16 protein-coding genes are annotated in these 17,465 nt (G+C 47.7%); 3 read left to right on the top strand and 13 right to left on the bottom strand.

The window, feature by feature from the left end; genetic code table 11:
- Positions 1-29: 29 nt before the first annotated feature.
- A complete protein-coding gene (locus tag P6574_RS14840) occupies positions 30-893 on the bottom strand; it encodes a S49 family peptidase (RefSeq protein ID WP_310621046.1) in 864 nt (287 codons plus the stop codon).
- Positions 894-1,057: 164 nt separating this feature from the next.
- Positions 1,058-1,987 carry a uracil-DNA glycosylase gene (locus P6574_RS14835; protein ID WP_310621045.1) on the bottom strand — a complete coding sequence of 310 codons (930 nt, stop codon included), beginning with the start codon at positions 1,985-1,987 and terminating at the stop codon, positions 1,058-1,060.
- Positions 1,988-2,343: 356 nt separating this feature from the next.
- On the opposite strand from P6574_RS14835, the gene P6574_RS14830 reads away from it, so the two are divergent.
- Complete coding sequence (locus tag P6574_RS14830; protein ID WP_310621044.1) at positions 2,344-4,023, top strand: electron transfer flavoprotein-ubiquinone oxidoreductase; 1,680 nt, start codon at positions 2,344-2,346, stop codon at positions 4,021-4,023.
- Between the two features lie 779 nt (positions 4,024-4,802).
- A protein-coding gene (locus P6574_RS14825; protein WP_310619020.1) for an IS630 family transposase occupies positions 4,803-5,761 on the top strand; the annotation gives its coding sequence in 2 pieces (ribosomal slippage) (positions 4,803-5,144 and positions 5,147-5,761; 957 coding nt in all).
- 169 nt (positions 5,762-5,930) lie between these two features.
- On the opposite strand, the gene nadC is transcribed toward P6574_RS14825, so the two are convergent.
- The 3 genes from nadC to nadA all read right to left on the bottom strand — a co-directional run bounded on the left by nadC (position 5,931) and on the right by nadA (position 9,635).
- A complete protein-coding gene (gene nadC, locus P6574_RS14820; RefSeq protein WP_310621043.1) occupies positions 5,931-6,791 on the bottom strand; it encodes a carboxylating nicotinate-nucleotide diphosphorylase in 861 nt (286 codons plus the stop codon).
- The gene (locus P6574_RS14815) at positions 6,788-8,425 is read right to left on the bottom strand and encodes an L-aspartate oxidase (RefSeq protein WP_310621042.1); all 1,638 of its coding nucleotides are present in this window, start codon (positions 8,423-8,425) and stop codon (positions 6,788-6,790) included. Before P6574_RS14815 ends, nadC begins: the two co-directional genes overlap by 4 nt.
- Positions 8,426-8,543: 118 nt before the next feature.
- Positions 8,544-9,635, bottom strand: coding sequence for a quinolinate synthase NadA (nadA, locus tag P6574_RS14810; RefSeq protein WP_310621041.1), 1,092 nt, complete (start codon positions 9,633-9,635; stop codon positions 8,544-8,546).
- Positions 9,636-10,007: 372 nt separating this feature from the next.
- Here nadA and P6574_RS14805 point away from each other — a divergent pair, with 372 nt between their 5' ends.
- Entirely contained in the window at positions 10,008-11,003 is a 996-nt protein-coding gene (locus P6574_RS14805; protein WP_310621040.1) for an MDR family oxidoreductase, read from the top strand.
- A gap of 123 nt (positions 11,004-11,126) precedes the next feature.
- On the opposite strand, the gene P6574_RS14800 is transcribed toward P6574_RS14805, so the two are convergent.
- The 8 genes from P6574_RS14800 to P6574_RS14765 form a co-directional block, all read right to left on the bottom strand.
- A complete protein-coding gene (locus P6574_RS14800) occupies positions 11,127-12,224 on the bottom strand; it encodes a cell wall hydrolase (RefSeq protein ID WP_310621039.1) in 1,098 nt (365 codons plus the stop codon).
- A gap of 153 nt (positions 12,225-12,377) precedes the next feature.
- On the bottom strand, positions 12,378-13,367 hold the full coding sequence (locus P6574_RS14795; protein WP_310621038.1) for an NUDIX hydrolase: 990 nt from the start codon (positions 13,365-13,367) through the stop codon (positions 12,378-12,380).
- Between the two features lie 57 nt (positions 13,368-13,424).
- On the bottom strand, positions 13,425-13,937 hold the full coding sequence (locus P6574_RS14790) for a tyrosine phosphatase family protein (RefSeq protein WP_310621037.1): 513 nt from the start codon (positions 13,935-13,937) through the stop codon (positions 13,425-13,427).
- Positions 13,938-14,567, bottom strand: coding sequence for an HD family hydrolase (locus P6574_RS14785; protein WP_310621036.1), 630 nt, complete (start codon positions 14,565-14,567; stop codon positions 13,938-13,940).
- 40 nt (positions 14,568-14,607) lie between these two features.
- Entirely contained in the window at positions 14,608-15,459 is an 852-nt protein-coding gene (gene ygfZ, locus P6574_RS14780; protein ID WP_310621035.1) for a CAF17-like 4Fe-4S cluster assembly/insertion protein YgfZ, read from the bottom strand.
- 144 nt (positions 15,460-15,603) lie between these two features.
- Positions 15,604-16,257 (bottom strand): hypothetical protein, encoded by a 654-nt coding sequence (locus P6574_RS14775; protein ID WP_310621034.1) that lies wholly within the window; start codon positions 16,255-16,257, stop codon positions 15,604-15,606.
- A 167-nt stretch (positions 16,258-16,424) separates the two neighbouring features.
- Complete coding sequence (locus P6574_RS14770; RefSeq protein WP_310621033.1) at positions 16,425-16,709, bottom strand: hypothetical protein; 285 nt, start codon at positions 16,707-16,709, stop codon at positions 16,425-16,427.
- A gap of 242 nt (positions 16,710-16,951) precedes the next feature.
- On the bottom strand, positions 16,952-17,413 hold the full coding sequence (locus tag P6574_RS14765; protein WP_310621032.1) for a TIGR02301 family protein: 462 nt from the start codon (positions 17,411-17,413) through the stop codon (positions 16,952-16,954).
- Positions 17,414-17,465: the final 52 nt, after the last annotated feature.

Here is a 17,465-nt window from a genome sequence, read left to right as displayed (position 1 = left end):
TATCCCTTCGCGTTGTCTGCCTGCTATGCCTAGAGACCGAATCTAGCCCACAAACTACGCTCTTCAAGGGTAGAAAGTGTGGCTGCCGGCAGTTTTTCGGTAACGGATCCTATGTGGTGAGGAAAATATGACTTTGTCATGACTCGAGACAAAATTCCGCGTTTTTCACCCATAATTTCTGTTTTTGTATCTTTTCCATACCTCTTTTTTAGAACACCGCGAATATCTCCAATATCATCAACCAGACCAAGGTCTTTGGCCTTCTGGCCTGCCCAGAATAAGCCGGAGAAAAGGTCAGGGTCGTCACTCAAAACGGAACCGCGGCGGCTCTTGACCAAGTCGATAAAAGTCTCGTGTACTTCTTTTTGCAAACCTTTAAGATGGTCGATGTCACTACTGTTTTCTGGAGAAAATGGATCCAAAGTGACTTTTTTGTCACCAGCAGTATAGACTCTGCGTTGGATGCCAACCTTATTGATGAGCTCGGTAAAACCAAAGCCTGCGGACACAACTCCAATGGAGCCAATTATAGAGGATGAATCTACATAGATATCATCTCCTGCAAGTGCGATCATATAGCCGCCAGAAGCTGCCAAGTCTTCGACAAAAACAAGGACATCTTTATCGTGCTCTTCTGCCAGTGAGCGAATTCTTTTATAAATGAGATTGGACTGGACTGGAGAGCCTCCAGGAGAGTTCACGATCAGCGCAACAGCGGGTGCATCCTTCATTTTGAATGCACTGTCGAGTGCGTCCTCAACCGAAGACAGGTTCAGATCTTTTCGCATGATAGTTGAAGACGTCCCGATGGCACCTTGCAGGCGGACGACTGGAACCGTTGGCTTCACTTGTCCCAATTTACCTGGAAGGTGTTTTCGAAGCTTTCTAAGCATGGAATGTCTTCTCCTGAAAATAATTCAATCTGGTGTTGAAAAGAAATATAGGGGATGTCCCGAAAATTATAAGAGGTGCACCTAAACTACATCTGAATATCACGTAATATAGATCTTAATATCATATGGAACCTAATGCAATTTAGAGTAGGGCAGGCTCGCTGTTATGACTCCAGTCTTGCGCGAATAGACAGAAAGTCCCGCCATGCTAACCGTTTTTCCACTGGAGTTCTCAAGAGGTAAGCAGGGTGATATGTGGCCGTTGCCTGCCGCTCTCTTCCGTCTCGAGAGTAAGTAAACCAGCGGCCACGCAGCTTTCGAATTCCCTCTTTCGTCCCACTTAGAGTTTGTGCTGAGGCAGCTCCCAAATATACGAGGATATCAGGATCCACAAGCTCAATTTGCCTTTCAATAAATGGGCGGCAGATTTCTGTTTCTTGCGGTGTTGGAGTGCGATTTCCCGGAGGGCGCCATGGTACAATATTTGAAAGATATATGGCGTGAGTATTGAGTTTGGCTGCGTGGATTATACGATCCAAAAGCGCTCCTGAACGCCCTACAAATGGTTGACCTTGAATATCCTCATCGCGGCCCGGTGCTTCACCTATAAACATGAGTTTGGCATTCTTCGATCCTTTGCCAAACACAAGATTCTTTGCGGTTAGCTTCAAATTACATCCGCTGAAATCACCGAGAATTCTTTGCAGCTCTTCGAGTGACTGCGCTTGTGATGCCCTTTGCCGCGCATCTTCAATGGCGGCTGAATCTGGAATAACTGATTTGGATTGCTCAGGTCCGTTGGTACTTGCACTTTTCTTTGCCTGCGCTTTTTGTCTTTGAAGAATGGACTGTGCGGCCGAACGGGCATCAAAGTCATCTGGGGGACTATGAGGGATTGAATAAGTACGCTTTGGAGCCGCAGTATCTCTCGGCGCACTTGAGATACTAGTTGTCTCTACCGGAAGATATTGCTTGGGCTGTTCCATGAAACGGTCTACTGGCGCCTCATTGAGACAACAGTCCACACCTGCGCTGGCCAAAAACTCCAGATAGCTTTCCAAACTCGCCAAATCTATGGTGTTGTGTTGTGTCATGGACTGTGTATTGACCCCTATAGTCCTTTGAATTCACTGTGATGCAAAATCACTGTCTGTGTTTCACTTAATTCTGTGAGGAATGAAAGCCCCAATGAATTTGTTTGGGTATTTTATTCTTTTATCTCAAGCCTTGGCAATTGGAGTGTGGAGAACTTACGGCCGAGTTATCCAATACTCCCTTTAAAATCGGGTATATCCGGCAAAAAGTGCGTCCAAAATCGCATTGCACAAAACTTCAGGGTCAATTACACATGGCAGATTATGGCTTGAAGTATTGCATCAAGCAATCATTACACGCTGGAGAAGTTTCAGGGCCGGACGCGAAGGAGCCTTGGAGGCGAAGGGAGATATAAATGGTCGAGGCGCAAGCGCTACCAGAACGCGAGTCCATGGAGTTTGATGTTGTTATTGTTGGCGCGGGACCAGCAGGTCTTTCCGCAGCCATTCGCATCAAACAGCTGGCAGCCGAAAAAGGTGAGGATGTCAGCGTTGTTGTTCTGGAAAAAGGATCAGAAGTTGGTGCTCATATTTTATCGGGCGCCGTAGTTGATCCGATCGGCTTGGATAAACTTTTCCCAGATTGGCGGGAAGACGATAGCGCGCCCCTCAAAACAGAAGTGACTGACGACAAGTTTCTTGTTTTGGGGCCTGCAGGGTCTATGCGCCTGCCAAACTTCATGTTCCCGAAGTTAATGAATAACCATGGAAACTACATTGTTTCCTTGGGCAACGTTTGCCGTTGGATGGCTGAAAAGGCTGAAGCCTTGGGTGTTGAGATTTACCCAGGATTTGCAGCGGCCGAAGTCCTCTATGACGATAACGATAACGTTATTGGTGTTGCGACAGGTGATATGGGTGTTGCTCGCGATGGTAACCAAAAAGATGGTTACATGCGCGGAATGGCTTTGCTTGGTAAGTACACTTTAATTGCGGAGGGTGTTCGTGGCTCTCTTGCTAAAACACTGATTAGTAAATTTGACCTAGACCGTGACAGTGACCACCCGAAGTTCGGTATTGGTATTAAGGAACTTTGGGAAGTTGATCCGGAAAAGCATAAGCTAGGTCTTGTGCAGCACACAATGGGCTGGCCGCTGGACAATAAGACACAAGGCGGTTCATTCCTATATCACTTGGAAAACAATCAGGTTTCTGTTGGGTTTGTTGTAAACCTCAACTATCAAAACCCACATCTGTCACCATTTGATGAGTTCCAGCGTTTTAAAACGCACCTTGCTATCCGCGATGTGTTTGAAGGTGGTAAGCGTATTTCTTATGGTGCTAGAGCTATTACTGAGGGTGGTTACCAATCTGTTCCTAAACTTTCCTTCCCTGGCGGTCTGATGATCGGTTGTTCTGCTGGGTTTGTTAACGTTCCGCGGATTAAAGGCTCTCACAATGCGATGCTTTCTGGCATCCTGGCCGCCGAAACTGTGTTTGATTCCCTTGGAAAAGGCGAAAGTCATGCGGAGTTGACAAGCTTTGACCGTTCTTGGCGTGAGAGTGAAATTGGAAAGGATCTGAAGAAGGTTCGTAACTCCAAACCTCTGCTGACGCGCTTTGGAACGGCAGTCGGTACAGCTTTGTCTGGGCTTGATATGTGGACGAACGAATTGTTTGGCTTCTCGTTTTTTGGTACTCTGAAGCACGGCAAAACAGATGCTGCTAGTCTCAAGCCAGCAAAAGACTGTAAGAAGATTGAGTATCCCAAGCCGGATGGGAAAATCTCTTTCGATAAGTTGTCCTCCGTGTTCTTGTCGAATACAAACCATGAGGAAGATCAGCCAATTCATCTAAAATTGGCGGATGAAACTCTACAGAAACTGTCAGAGCACGATGTGTTCGCTGGACCATCCAATCGCTATTGCCCTGCTGGGGTTTATGAGTGGGTGGAAGAAGGGGATGAAGCTCCTCGCTTCCAGATCAATGCGCAGAACTGTGTTCACTGTAAAACCTGCGATATCAAAGATCCGAACGGAAATATTACTTGGACAGTGCCGGAAGGTACTGGCGGGCCGAACTACCCGAATATGTAAGTGCGACAAGTTGTCGCGGAGGTAGCTAGCCTTTTCGAGACTAAGCCTTTGAAAAACAAAGGTAACATCGAAAAGAAATAGCATTTAATTTAGCCGGATTTCCGGGTTCGAAACCCGGTTTTCCGGTCCTTATTTAAGGGCTTGAAACGGGTTTTGATTCGGGAGAATCACCCTTCTCAAGTCGTCAAAAACTGTGCTTTGCACAGCATAAGCGAGCAACGGTCTGAAGCCTGCTTCAGGTGTTGTTTGGGTGAGATGTTGCGCTCTGTTTCGGACGTGCATTTCGGTTAAATTGCCCACCAGTCTCCGTGGAGAAGCTGGTGGTGTCATTGTCTGGGTTGCCCGTGTCTATCTCAGGACAGATGCAGGTGATAGTCAGACCCCCTGTTCGACCAAGGGTAGCCTAGGGAGCGTGCATGGTTGGCAACGATCATGTGCAGAGCATCCTAACAATGTAACCCCTCCTAGGAGGTGTTGTTCACTGCAAGGTGCACAGCAGATTCTGCCAGCTACAAAGGCGGATGAGGTGCTAGGCTGAATGGTATGGTTAACTCAAGTGAACTGCTGATAAACGCCGTTATCGGGATAAAGCCAAAGTAGCTGACAGGCTTTAGCTAAAAAGCGTGTGGTTGGGTGCTCCCGCTTTACATTCGGGACACGTCGACAAAATAACCACCGGCGGACAGGCAGAACCTAAAGCAATGAGGCGCAACGCTGAATCGATTGGGGATTCCCAATCAGGTTGATTTGTGATTCACTCCTTTTAGGGAGGAGATCACATGGGCCGGCCACTTTCACTTGATTTACGCCTTCGCTTTAAAAGGCTCATTTTATCCGGGATGAGCGGGCGTGAAGCAGCACGCCGCCTGCTGATCTCTCCAGCATCAGGATCTCGCTTGGCCCGTAAAGTTCGGGAGGGGCAGAGTTTAATCCCGGTCAGGACAGGGCGCCCAAAGGGAGGCGGAAAATTGGAGCCCTACCTCTCCTTCTTGCGCGAGCTGGTCAATCAAGACGGAGATATCACGTTGATGGAGTTATGTGATGCACTTTTCATGGCTGAGGGAGTGAGGGTTCACCATACTTCCGTCTCCAAGGCTTTGCGCCGTCTTGGCTACACCTATAAAAAAAATCGTTGGTGGCAACCGAGCGTGGCAAACTCCATGTACAAAATGCCAGAGATGAATGGCGCCACACCCGTCAGCCTATAATGCGTGATCTGCCTGAGAGACTGGTGTTTCTCGATGAAACCAGTGTTAAAACGAATTTAACCCGGCTGCGAGGCCGAGCCTTTAAAGGGGAACGAGCCCTTGACACAGCGCCGTTTGGACGCTGGCAGAACCAGACCTTTATCGCCGGTTTGACCCACGAGGGACTCATTGCGCCCTGGGTTCTGGACGGGGCCATGAATGGCAAGGCATTCACCACTTATATCACGACACAACTGGCTCCATGCTTGCACCCTAAAACGGTGGTCATTCTGGATAACCTGTCCACACACAAAGTTCCAGAAGCCGCAAGGGCCCTCAGACAAAGCGGGTGTTGGTTCCTTTTTCTGCCGCCCTATTCTCCTGATCTCAATCCTATCGAAATGGCGTTTTCCAAGCTCAAAGCACACCTACGCAGAATGAAAGCCAGAACCTTTGAGACCTTGATAAAGGCTCTGGGTGACATATGCGATCTGTTCACACCCCAAGAGTGTTGGAATTACTTCAAGGCAGCTGGATATGTTTCAGTATAAAGGCTCAAGACTATAGATTGCATTAAAAAAGGCGCCTGCTATAGGCGCCTTTTTTGTAGGATTTATTTGCATTGGATTTTGAGCAGTTGAAGCAGACATTGTCTACGGGACTTCATTGCTTTAATCGCCCATTTCGCCGAAGAACGGAAATCACCTTTCGGCGAAGTCCCTAGTCAATTGAGATATCCAGACCAAGGTCAAGTACCGGTGCAGAGTGAGTAATCCAGCCAGTGGAAACCAGATCAACGCCGCTTTCTGCAATAGCCTTGACAGTGGAGAGGTTAACCCCGCCTGATGCTTCTAGGATTGCTCGGCCTTTGTTGAGCTCTACTGCTTGAGCCAGCATTTCAGGCCCGATATTATCAAGCATGATGACGTCTGGAGATACTTCCAGCGCATCTTTCATCTGGTCTAGAGTGTCTACTTCCACTTCAACGCGTACCAAGTGACCTGCGAAGGACCTTGCCCGTTCAATAGCAAGCTTAATGCCACCTGCGACTGCTATATGATTGTCTTTAATCAAAATAGCATCATCCAGACCAAAGCGGTGATTTGCCCCATTGCCGCAACGAACGGCGTATTTTTCAAAGGCGCGCAAACCGGGTGTGGTTTTCCGAGTGCACACTACTTTGCAATTGGTGTGAGCTATTTCATCTGCGAATTTTTTTGTAGCGCTTGCGATGCCGGACAGGTGCCCTAGATAGTTCAATGCAACGCGCTCAGCAGAAAGAAGAGCTTGAGCTGGCCCTTTAATTTGCATGACGATGCTGCCGGGCACCAAAGTACTCCCGTCTTCCTCTAGTATTTCCAATTCGAAATCAGTGCTGCATTGGGCAAATGCGCTAATAGCTAGATCTAAACCGGATAGTACGCCGTTTTGTCGGGAAACAATGACTGCATTGGCTTGTGCATCAGCGGGAATTGTTGCCTGTGAGGTGATGTCACCGGCTCGGCCCAAGTCTTCCAATAGGGCGGCTTTAACCGCCTCGTCAACCATCAAGGGGGATAGTGTCGGCAGTGGGGAAGTCATAGGATTTTCTCGCCTTTGATTGCATTTTGACCAACAGGGGTTTCCATGGCTATTTCAACCAATTCGGCCACTGTTTTATAAGTAATGTTGGAACGACGGGCGAGTGCCTCTTTCTTTTCTGGGAAATCTGAGCGAAAATGGCCGCCACGACTTTCTTCCCGAAGTAGGGCGGAAGCTGTAATTATTTTTGCGGCTTCTACCATATTTCGGATGGATTCTCGATGGCATAGGGCACTTGCTTTACCCAGTAACGCTAAGGTTACCTGCAAGCCTTCTGCGTTTCGCTCCACACCAACATGTTTACTCATATTTGAGCGGATCAAGTCAACAACTGAGCGCTCTACCGGATTTCTTTCCGAAGCTTGGTCCTGATGGTCATCTATTTCAGCCCAATGATGAACTTTGGGATGAGGCATCAGACCTTGAATATCCTCGGCAATTCTTGTGGCAAAAACTACAGCTTCTAGAAGTGAATTCGATGCAAGCCTATTGGCCCCATGCGCACCGGTAGAGGCGACTTCACCTGCGGCCCATAAACCGTCCAAAGATGTTCTGCCGCTGGCATCAGTTAAGACGCCGCCCATGTGATAGTGAGCCGCGGGACAAACCGGAATTGGAGTTGTCATTGGGTCAATGTCGGCGGCTTTGCAGGCTGCATAGACAGTTGGGAAGGCTGTTTTGAAGTCAGCCCCAATTGCCTGTCGGCAATCCATAAAGGCCTTGCCACCTTTAGCTATTTGACGATGTATGGCACGTGCCACAACATCACGTGGTGCCAATTCTAGGTCGGGGTGGACCCCTTCCATTATACGGTGTCCGCTGCCATCAATAAGCGTTGCACCTTCTCCGCGCAAGGCTTCACTGGCCAAGGGGGCCGGGTCCGTGTTTACATCCAAAGCGGTCGGGTGAAACTGAACAAACTCCGCGTCCGCGATAATTGCTCCGGCTTGTGCGGCCATTGCCATGCCATGGCCATTGGCTTCAATTGGGTTGGTGGTCGTACGGTAAAGGTGCCCAACACCGCCGGACGCCAAAACAACGGCTTTAGCCGGAATGTTTATGCGCTGTGTGCCACCTCGGCGGCGCGCGGTAATACCGGTCACATAGCGTCCATGTGTGAGCAGCTTACAGCCGATATAACCTTCTATGATCCGAATGGACGGTGTGTTGCGAGTGGCTTCCACCAAAGCGTCCATAATCGCTTTGCCCGCCATATCACCGCGAACGCGCACAATACGACTTGCCGAATGAGCGGCCTCTCGTGAGAGCTCCAGTTTGCCTGCCAGATCTTTATCAAAGGGAACGCCATAGGACAGAAGGTCATGAATGCGTTCAGACGCTTCCTTGGTCATGCCCTCCACGATATTGGGAAGACAAATGCCGTCTCCGGCTTCCATTGTGTCTCTTGCGTGTTTTACGTAGGAGTCTCCTTCTGCAACAGCAGCGGCGATGCCGCCCTGAGCCCAAGAAGAAGAGGTTCCGCCGCCAACGGGGGCATTCGTGACGATTGTAACAGGTCTGGGTGCGAGTTTTAACGCACAGAAGAGGCCTGCAAGACCACCTCCCAGAATTACTACATCATCAACTCCGTGCAGAGCCACAGCAGGGGCGAGTGAAGAGGAAGATTTGATCATGGAATGGTCAGTTCAATAATTGGTGAATAAACTATGCGACATGTAGAGTGCATCGAACCAGATGGCGATGGCAGACTGACTATACTGAACTAATCAGTCTGCGTAACCTGAAAATATATTAGTTTGTTTTGAGGTTGATCATGCGCTCAACAGATGCGCGCGCACGCTCGGCAATGCTTTCATCAACAATAACCTCACCGGACATATCTAATAGGCTGTCGAGAATCTTGTTCAATGTAATCCTCTTCATATGCGGACATAGGTTGCAAGGTTTAATGAAATTGACGTCCGGCGTTTCCGAGGCAACGTTGTCCGCCATGGAGCACTCGGTAATCATCATGACTTTCTTAGGGCGCTTTTCCTTAACCCAGTTGATCATATGGGCTGTTGAACCTGCAAAATCAGCCTCGTCAACTACCTCCGGGGGGCATTCTGGGTGAGCTATGATTTTTACATCAGGATCAACTTTCCGGTAATCGCGCAGCTCTTCTGCGGTGAAGCGCTCGTGGACTTCACAGGAACCGGCGTAGGTAAGAACCTCCACGTCGGTTTGGCGCCCAACATTTGCAGCAAGGTACTGGTCAGGGACAAGGAAAACTCTATCTGTCCCCATAGCTTCAACTACTTGAACGGCGTTGGAAGAGGTGCAGCAGATATCACACTCGGCTTTTACATCCGCTGACGTGTTGACATAGGTGATGATTGGAATGCCCGGGTTTTCTTCCCGTAGCTTTCGTACATCTGCTCCTGTAATGGATTCTGCAAGAGAACACCCTGCATCCATGTCGGGTATGAGTACAGTTTTTTCTGGACTGAGAATTTTAGAAGTCTCTGCCATAAAATGAACGCCGCATTGCACGATCACTTCTGCATCAGTTTTTTGTGCTTCCTTAGCCAGCTGTAAGCTGTCACCAACAATATCTGCAACCCCATGGAAAATATCAGGAGTCATATAGTTATGAGCGAGAATAACAGCGTTACGCTGCTTCTTTAGTTTGTTGATTGCATACATGTAAGGAGCTAACGCAGGCCACTCAATTGCGGGAATAAAATCCTTTAGCTTCTCATAGATAGGTGCTGTTTCTCGAGCCACTTCTTCAGTGTACGAAAGATCAGGGCGTGGCAGAACACCAAACCGCTCTTTTGCAGTAAGCGGCGGCGTTGGCACACCATTCTGCAATGTCGTGGCCTTTTCAAGTGTGGCAGTCATGCGTCGCTCCTTTGGCAACCTGTAGTTCTGTCTTCCTTATGCTCAAAATGAGTATAAGGAGACTAATAAAAATTGCGGCCTTTGCCGCCTTATGCTCAACTAGTGCATATATAAGGTCTAGAAGTGGAAATCAAAAGAAATCTTGTGCCAATAATTCTAAGAAACTCAAGCATACCAACTTGAAAAGTAAATTCTTCAAAATAGACAATGGCTTGCTGAGACACCGGTAGTTGGGGGCTAATCCCATTTATACTGCTTGTTCTTAATGGACGATTATTTTTACCTTTGTATGTAAGTGAGATGAAGTCAGTAATATGTGTTGAATGACTTGGAAATAGTCTTTTTGTAAGTGCCCGCGTAAGGAAGTAAGTTGTGGAACAGTTTAAAGCTCTTTGGATTACAAAGGATGAAAGCAGTGGTAAAATTATGCCTGCTACTTGGAAAAGCACTCGTGTTGATGACCTTTCCGCGGGTGATGTACTTGTCAAAGTCACCCATACTACAGTGAACTATAAAGATGGTATGGCATTATCTAATAACCCCGCGATTATTCGCAGGTTTCCGATGATCCCTGGAATAGATGTCATTGGTGAGGTTGCTCAAAGTTCATCCCCAAAGTTCTCTGAGGGCGATCCTGTGATTTTGAATGGCTATGGCCTGAGTGAGGTACACACAGGAGGGTATGCGTCTTATGCAAGGGTCAATAGTAATTGGTTGGTTCGCCGTCCTGCAGAAATTTCGGCAAGGCGTGCTGCAGCAATTGGGACTGCTGGTTATACTGCAATGCTGTGTGTACTCGCACTCGAACAGTATGGAATCAGTCCTGACAAAGGTCCAGTTGCGGTTTCCGGAGCTTCCGGCGGTGTGGGTACTGTGGCTTTGAGCATCCTTTCAAAGTTGGGTTACCATACGATTGCTTTTACAGGTCGGGAAAATGAAACAGAATTTTTGAAAGGTCTTGGAGCCAACGAGGTTCGAAATCGCTCGGAGATAGGGCTTGCTGGAGAGCCGTTCCAGAAAGAAAGTTGGGCTGGTGCTGTTGATGTTGCGGGCAGCCATACTCTAGCAAACTTGATTTCCCGCGCCAACTACGGTGGAGCTGTAGCTGCCTGTGGCATTGCGCAAGGATATGGCTTGGAGGCGTCAATGCTGCCGTTCATTCTTCGCTCTGTAGCTCTTTTGGGCGTTGACAGTGTTCATGCGCCAATGCACTTGCGCGAGCAAGCTTATGAGAGGCTTGTTTGTGATCTGGATTTACATAAGCTCGATAGTTTGTCTGAAAGCTGTCAGCTGGATGAGGTTCCAGAAAAAGCAGCAGCAATTTTGCAAGGGAAAATCCGCGGCAGGTTAGTTGTCGAGGTTGATTAGGCCTCCATGTGCTGACCATATTTGCGAGTTCACCCACTCACTTTAACTTCCAAGCGAGAGGGTGATCGTTTGATGGTGCAGATGAAGTCTTGAATTACAAATTACTACTGTTGAGAGAGAGGGTTAGCTCCAACCTCCACCGTAGGTCTTATAAAAAATATGCTGGCCGACGCGGTAAAGGCGTTGCATTGAACCAGCCCAATTGGGACGCACATATGTTGCATGGTAATGTGTTGAGGCACCGATGACATCCATACCCAAGTTTTGCTCTGCTGCCTTCCAAGCGATATCCTTGGCCCGGTTCCACGCTCTTCCCTTTATAACCGTCTCTGCCTTGCCATCGCAGGCAAAGGAGAACTGGCAGGCATTTCGCTTGTGCTGGTTTTGATAGACGACATCACAAACCGTATTGGGATACGTTGGGTTTTTAACTCTGTTTAGGACGACTTGGGCAACAGCGACTTGGCCGCGATAGGGCTCTCCTTGAGCTTCAAAGTAAATTGCCTCGGCCAAACATTGCTGCTGTTTCTTCTTGTGGACGCTTTGGGGAAGCTTGCTGTGGTACCACCAGTGAGGGTTACTTTTAGAAAGCTTGACCATATTGGCTTTGGGTGTGGGAATCTCGTTCAGAGCACCGAGTGCACTACTATTTAACAGAGCATTGAATGGAGCGTCATTCAAGTTCTTTGGGCTAGGGGCATAAGCACTAATTAAATCGGTCGTTGTGGTAGTCGGTTGGTTTGAAGCCCTTAGTTTCGCTTTCGGAATTACAGTAGAGTTTGTCCTGTTAGCAGACGCGTCATCAGTGCTGGTAGGTGCCACCCTCAGAGCTGGGCGGATAAGGCTAGTTGTTTTGACAGCAGAGGTTAATTCCATGTTATTTTGACTGATACGTGCAGTGGAGAAGCTGCCGCTTTTATCTTCAAAACTTTGAGCTTGCTTTTTAGGTGGAGCACCCGGCTTGGATTGAGGAGTTAGCTCTGTCAAATCGTAGGAAAGTCCCCCCAGAGGGGCTTCTATTATTTGCATCCACCGCGGTTTGGAATAATCGTATTCATCAGATATTGCTGGAATATCTTGCAGGGAAACTGGTAGGGCGCTGACGAATATGCCAATTCCAGCCAGACACACTGAAAAGAGACTGTGTTCCAGAAAAAGCTGAATACGAAAACTTGGCATAATATCGACAACCAGCAGGCGCAACCTTTGTCCAATAGCCATGCTGTTACATATCCCTATTAACCATACTAAACACTTTTCCAAATACGTAAGGAACCTGTCAAAGTTGATCTATTAACCTTGACAGAGTGTTAAACTCAACATGGATATGATTAAAAGAGTGCTTTTTAAACTATAGAAAGGGGTGAATAAAGACTAAGAGCGCCCAACTCGCAGTCCCAATGAAGGCCTTTCTTTCAATATTTCCCGTCGAAAGCGGTACATAGCCGCCGGCCTTCCACCCGTTGTTGTAGATGTTTTTCCTATGGGCTCCACAATTTGTGCAGATTCAACAAGGCGCCTGAAGTTCTGCTTGTGAAGATGATGGCCTGAAATTGCCTCAACTGTACGCTGTAGGTCCGTTAAGGTAAACTCCGAGGGCATGAGTTCGAAGACGACTGGCCTGTACTTAAGTTTTGCGCGCAACCGTGAAACTGCGGTTGCCAGCATGCGGCGATGGTCAATGATGAGGTCCTCTCCAAATACGAGAGGAGCACTGCTATCATTTTCCGGTAAACGGCCGTCCCGCTTTGACTCGGTAACAAGGCCTGCTCCGTACATTAATTCATAGCGATCCAGAACCCTTTCTTCATCCCAGTTTTCTGGAGCTGATCCAAAGGCGAGGGAAAACTGCTCATTGGCCCCAAGTTTAGGTATACGGCTTCTAGAGGAAACTTGAGACTTTCGTTCGTAGAACGTTTTTACCTGCGGAACCAAATTGTTTTCAACCTGAGATGGGGCTCCATTGCGCCAATCCTCCCATGGAAAGAAATCATACCATGACCGCCAGCGCGCGCCTTGAGCAAAAAGAATCCTGTCTGATTCTGGGGTTTGTCGCGTCAGGGCCAGGTAGCCAACAGATACCATATGAGGTTTATTTGGAGAGTAAGTCATGTGTCTGCCTCGATCCCCGAAGGTGTATAATTGCTCTACATGACCAAGGCGCAAAGCTGTCTGCTCTTCAACAAACTCTCTCAGGCCAATTTCGAATGTTCTATGTTGAAGTGGATTAAAGGGGCCAGAGGGTAGGCCTTTAACATTCTGAGTACTTTCCTTAGGAACTGTCAGAACATATGGCGTTGCATTTACCACGGAGACGATGACGGCATTCAGACCAATCTCGATCATGGCGTCTTGATGCGTCATTGAGTAAACTTCCCTCTCTTTTTCTATGTGTTTATAAATGAGTATTAGTGTTCTAAGTCAATACACTGGATATATGAAGGAGGTTCCACAGGAAGCTTCGGCACCTCTTCCTATTCCTGCAATTGCCTTTGACATACGCCCGTCTCTTTGAAGCAGCTTGTCCGCGTGAGAAACCATGAGAGCATTGGGAGTAGCGGTGGGTGCACATGAGCGCAGCTGCTTGGCATGATGTTCTTCAGATTTGGCAGGATTTAAAGCACAAGCGAGAATAAATGCAGCGGCAGGGGAGCGACTAATTCCAAACCAGCAGTGCAGTAGAATTGACTCAGTCTCACTATTGTTTTCCATAAAGCTCAGCAATTCAGCAATATGTGATGAATTGGGGCTGACATAGCCCTCCCGTTCCTCTGTAATGTCATTGAAGTGGAGGGGCAGGTGATCTTTACTGGCGATGCCCGAAGGGCGCACCACTTTTTGGATTGGCGAGATCAAAGACACAACTCGCTTGATATTGTGGGACTGAATAGTTGTTTCAAGGCTGGAAAGTGGGCAAACGACGAGTGTGGGCATTTAGCGATATTTCCGGAGTATTGTTTGTTCGAAAACCTGTGAGACGTGTTTTAGAAAAAGCGCTTGTGCATCCATTGTTGACAGCGGAACAATACCGTCTCGTATAAACTGAACTTGCTGACTCGTCAGGTCTTTTGGGGTGCCGAAGTACGTGTCTGCTTCGGCTTTGGAAAACCCGGCAAGGTAGAGTGCTTCAAAGTAGGCACTGATTATATCAGCTCTTTTTATAAGTTTACTTATCTTCATTGGTAGAGGGTGGGGTAAGCTAAACCTTTGGTGGACCGCTGAGTGTATGCGCTCCTCCACGCCTTTATAGCTTTCTCCCAAAACAGTTTTAAAGGGAGAAATCATGTCACCGATAACATACTCAGGCGCATCATGTAGGAGTGCGGCTAGTCTCCAGTTATTTTCAATGTCTGGCTTGAGAAAACACAGAATTTGCTCCACGATAATACTGTGCTGAGCAACAGAGAAGGCATGCGCGCCTACTGTTTGTCCATTCCAACGGGCAACACGGGCCAAGCCATGGGCGATGTCTTCGATTTCAATATCAAGAGCAGATGGCTCCAGAAGGTCCAGTCTTCGGCCCGATAACATTCGCTGCCATGCTCGTTTTTGACCGGAACTCATTTTATCTTCCACCGCTGTTTTGTGCTCTTGTCGTTTGCGATTAAGGCCAGTCGAAATTTGCCCATTGTGGAATTTGGGGCTCCAAGGTTATGCCGGCCGCAGTTAGAGTATGGCCTGCATCAATGCCGGTTTTGACTCGATCCAGACGCAGCATTGCGAGGCCGGTTTTGCCAAAGGAGGAAGACAGGGTTCCCGCTGGCTTTCCATCAATTTCGATTGGGGTGTCAGTTTCGGGTAATGTATCTGGCGCCTTTACTTGAATGATGCGCTTTCTGGCTGTGCCTCTGTGTTTCATTCGCGAAACCACTTCCTGACCTATGAAGCACCCCTTCTGGAAGGATATGCCGTTAAGGCAGTCCATATCCACATCGTGTGGGAAAACGTCTCCAAGAGAAAAGTCCAAGCCGCTTTCAGGAACGCCCAATGCAATGCGGTGCTCATTCCATTGTTCTTGTGACTTCGGTAGAGTTTTGGAGAAAATTTCCTCCGGTTTCTGGGAGGAGGCGAGAAACCTTATTCCAAGGGCGGGGAGCCGTGGATCCAATTGATATCCATCTGGTAGGCTCTCTCCCCAGCCAACTATCACTGTCTTCTCGTTCGAGATGTCAAGAATTTCAACTTTTGCTCGTAGCCGATAAAATACCAGACGCTTCTGGAACTCAGGAAGTTCGCCAATAGGCAGTTCCAGTAGAAAGCTATCCTCTTCCTCTGCATAAATGAAAAAATCCCAGAGAACCTTGCCTTGAGGTGTCAGAAGTGCCGAATACGCGGACTTTCCTACTTCTAATGTATCTAGGTCGGATGTTATGATATTTTGCAGAAAAACCCGAGCATCTGGCCCTTCAACTTTGAGTACACCTCGCTCACTTAATTGGGCGAATTTGAAAGACATATTCAATCTCCTGAGCGTTGAGTGGAAGAGGGCATCATACAGGTGACTTTGGCTGATACTCTAAGCTGCAATCAACGCCAATACATAACCTTGAGGCTCAATATTGTTTTGAACAGACATTTATTTCAAGAGGGGCGTCAAGAGTTAGTCTCCGGCGACAAAATAGAGCAGTGTCCCATCCGGAGCGATTCCCAAGCGGAAAAATGTCCATGCGCCATAATCCAGCATCTCATAGTACTCAGAGGAGGTTATAACACGCAAAAGAGACACCATCTCTTTCGCCGATAGCTCATTGAGTGAAACCTGCGAGAAATAGGGCCAGACATAAGCTTCATTCTCTTGCCCTGCATGAAGCAGCGTTCCTTCCGCTTCTAATATGTCTTGCAGGATTGCAAGAGTTTCGAAGCCTTGTCCATCTCCAGAGTTTTCGCGTAGGTAGGCGATTGGGTCGCTGATTTCTTCGTAATTGAGAAGTGTACTATGCTCCGTTAAAAGGGGGCGCAAATTTTCAATTTTACCACTACGGGCAATGTCCAGAAGACGATTTCGTGTCTCCTGTACGGCTCTTGGTATTTCTTCGAGTGCAGAAATGGGTGTTAGGTTAACTCCTGCATCTTCGGCTGCAGGGCGTTTTGTTTGTTCACCAGAAGTGTCAACAGGAAAGGCCCCTTCAATTTGCGGAATACCATCGGGCTGAGGCTTGGTAATGCGAATTGTTTCAGTCCCAACCACTTTGGTACTTGCTTGGACTGGAGCAGTAATGACCAAAAGTCCCATAGCTAGCAGACGGAAATACATGAAGGGCTCCAAAATAATTTAGTAAATGCAGAAGAGCACTCTAGTCGTATCTATGATTAATCTCCAGAAACGAAAGGCTTTCTGCACACATCAAATTGACATGAGGAGTTTAGTGTAGGCCATAAACACTGATCTGAAATTTCAGAGCCTAAGGGACAGCTAGTGCACTAATGGAGATTGCGTTCGATTGAATAATCTCCTCGTTCCACTCTCATAGGGATTTCTTCCGCAAATTGTGAAACAGCACTTTCTCCAAAATGGGAAACTAGATCCATCATCGCATTAAAAAGTGCAGCATGCGCCATCGCCGTGGAGTCAATACCATGAGATGTTCCCTCTTCCCATGCCTCTTGAATGAAGCTGAGTGCTAGCCTTCTAATTTCGGCATCACTTACCTCTACTTCATTTCCATTGGCATCAACCATTACGCAAGTGCTCTGTTCTTTAATCATAGGCTCAACATGTTCCCAAGTTACTGTCCTGTTGGCGAGTGAATTACACCTATGACCAATTCCGTCGGGGCGACTCACTGACTTAAATCTGACGGTAGCAAGGCTCTGAGCAGGGGAAAAGTGGAGAAAATGGAAGAGAAAAAGTCGTCCAGAGTTTCTGTAAACTATGGTTAACAGCTCTCGTTCTTAGGTCTTATTAAAACGTTATTCACGGATAATCTGTGGAAACTACTTATAAAGCACTAATCTCGGCTATATTTCACAATCACATCTTGCGTGATTCTCACGCCTTCTGAGGCATAGCGTCTGGAGGATTCCTGTGCGGAAGCTGTACACCTTCTGTAGACAGATGAAAAGCCGCGGTAGCCTTGGTTAAAACGTTCTACAAAGCGGCGACGGCGGAGCTCATTATTGACTTCAGAATCAAGGAACGCTTGCATCCGCCCACTCCATTCGTACTTCTCGTCGTGGCCACATAGAGGCCGTAAGTAGTGCAGGCCGCCCATAATTTCTGCCAGTCGCATCACTTGTTTTTCATAGGGAGGAGACTGAAGACGCAGTTCTTCTGCTTCTTGTTGACTACGGTCCTTCTGTTGCTCTTGTTGCGCAGGTTCGGGTGTTTGCCCAAAGCTTAAATTTTGGCTGTTTGCGACAAAAAGAAAAGTACAACCTATGAGAACAGATATTAGCCGTTTTTGTCCCATTTTTTGGGTAACCTCAGGTTAGTTTTCTATTCACTGCGAAATATAACTTATC

Source organism: Pseudovibrio sp. M1P-2-3 (assembly GCF_031501865.1).
In the GTDB taxonomy this organism is placed as follows: Bacteria; Pseudomonadota; Alphaproteobacteria; order Rhizobiales; family Stappiaceae; genus Pseudovibrio; species Pseudovibrio corallicola.
This window is presented reverse-complemented; position numbering and strand designations above follow the sequence as displayed.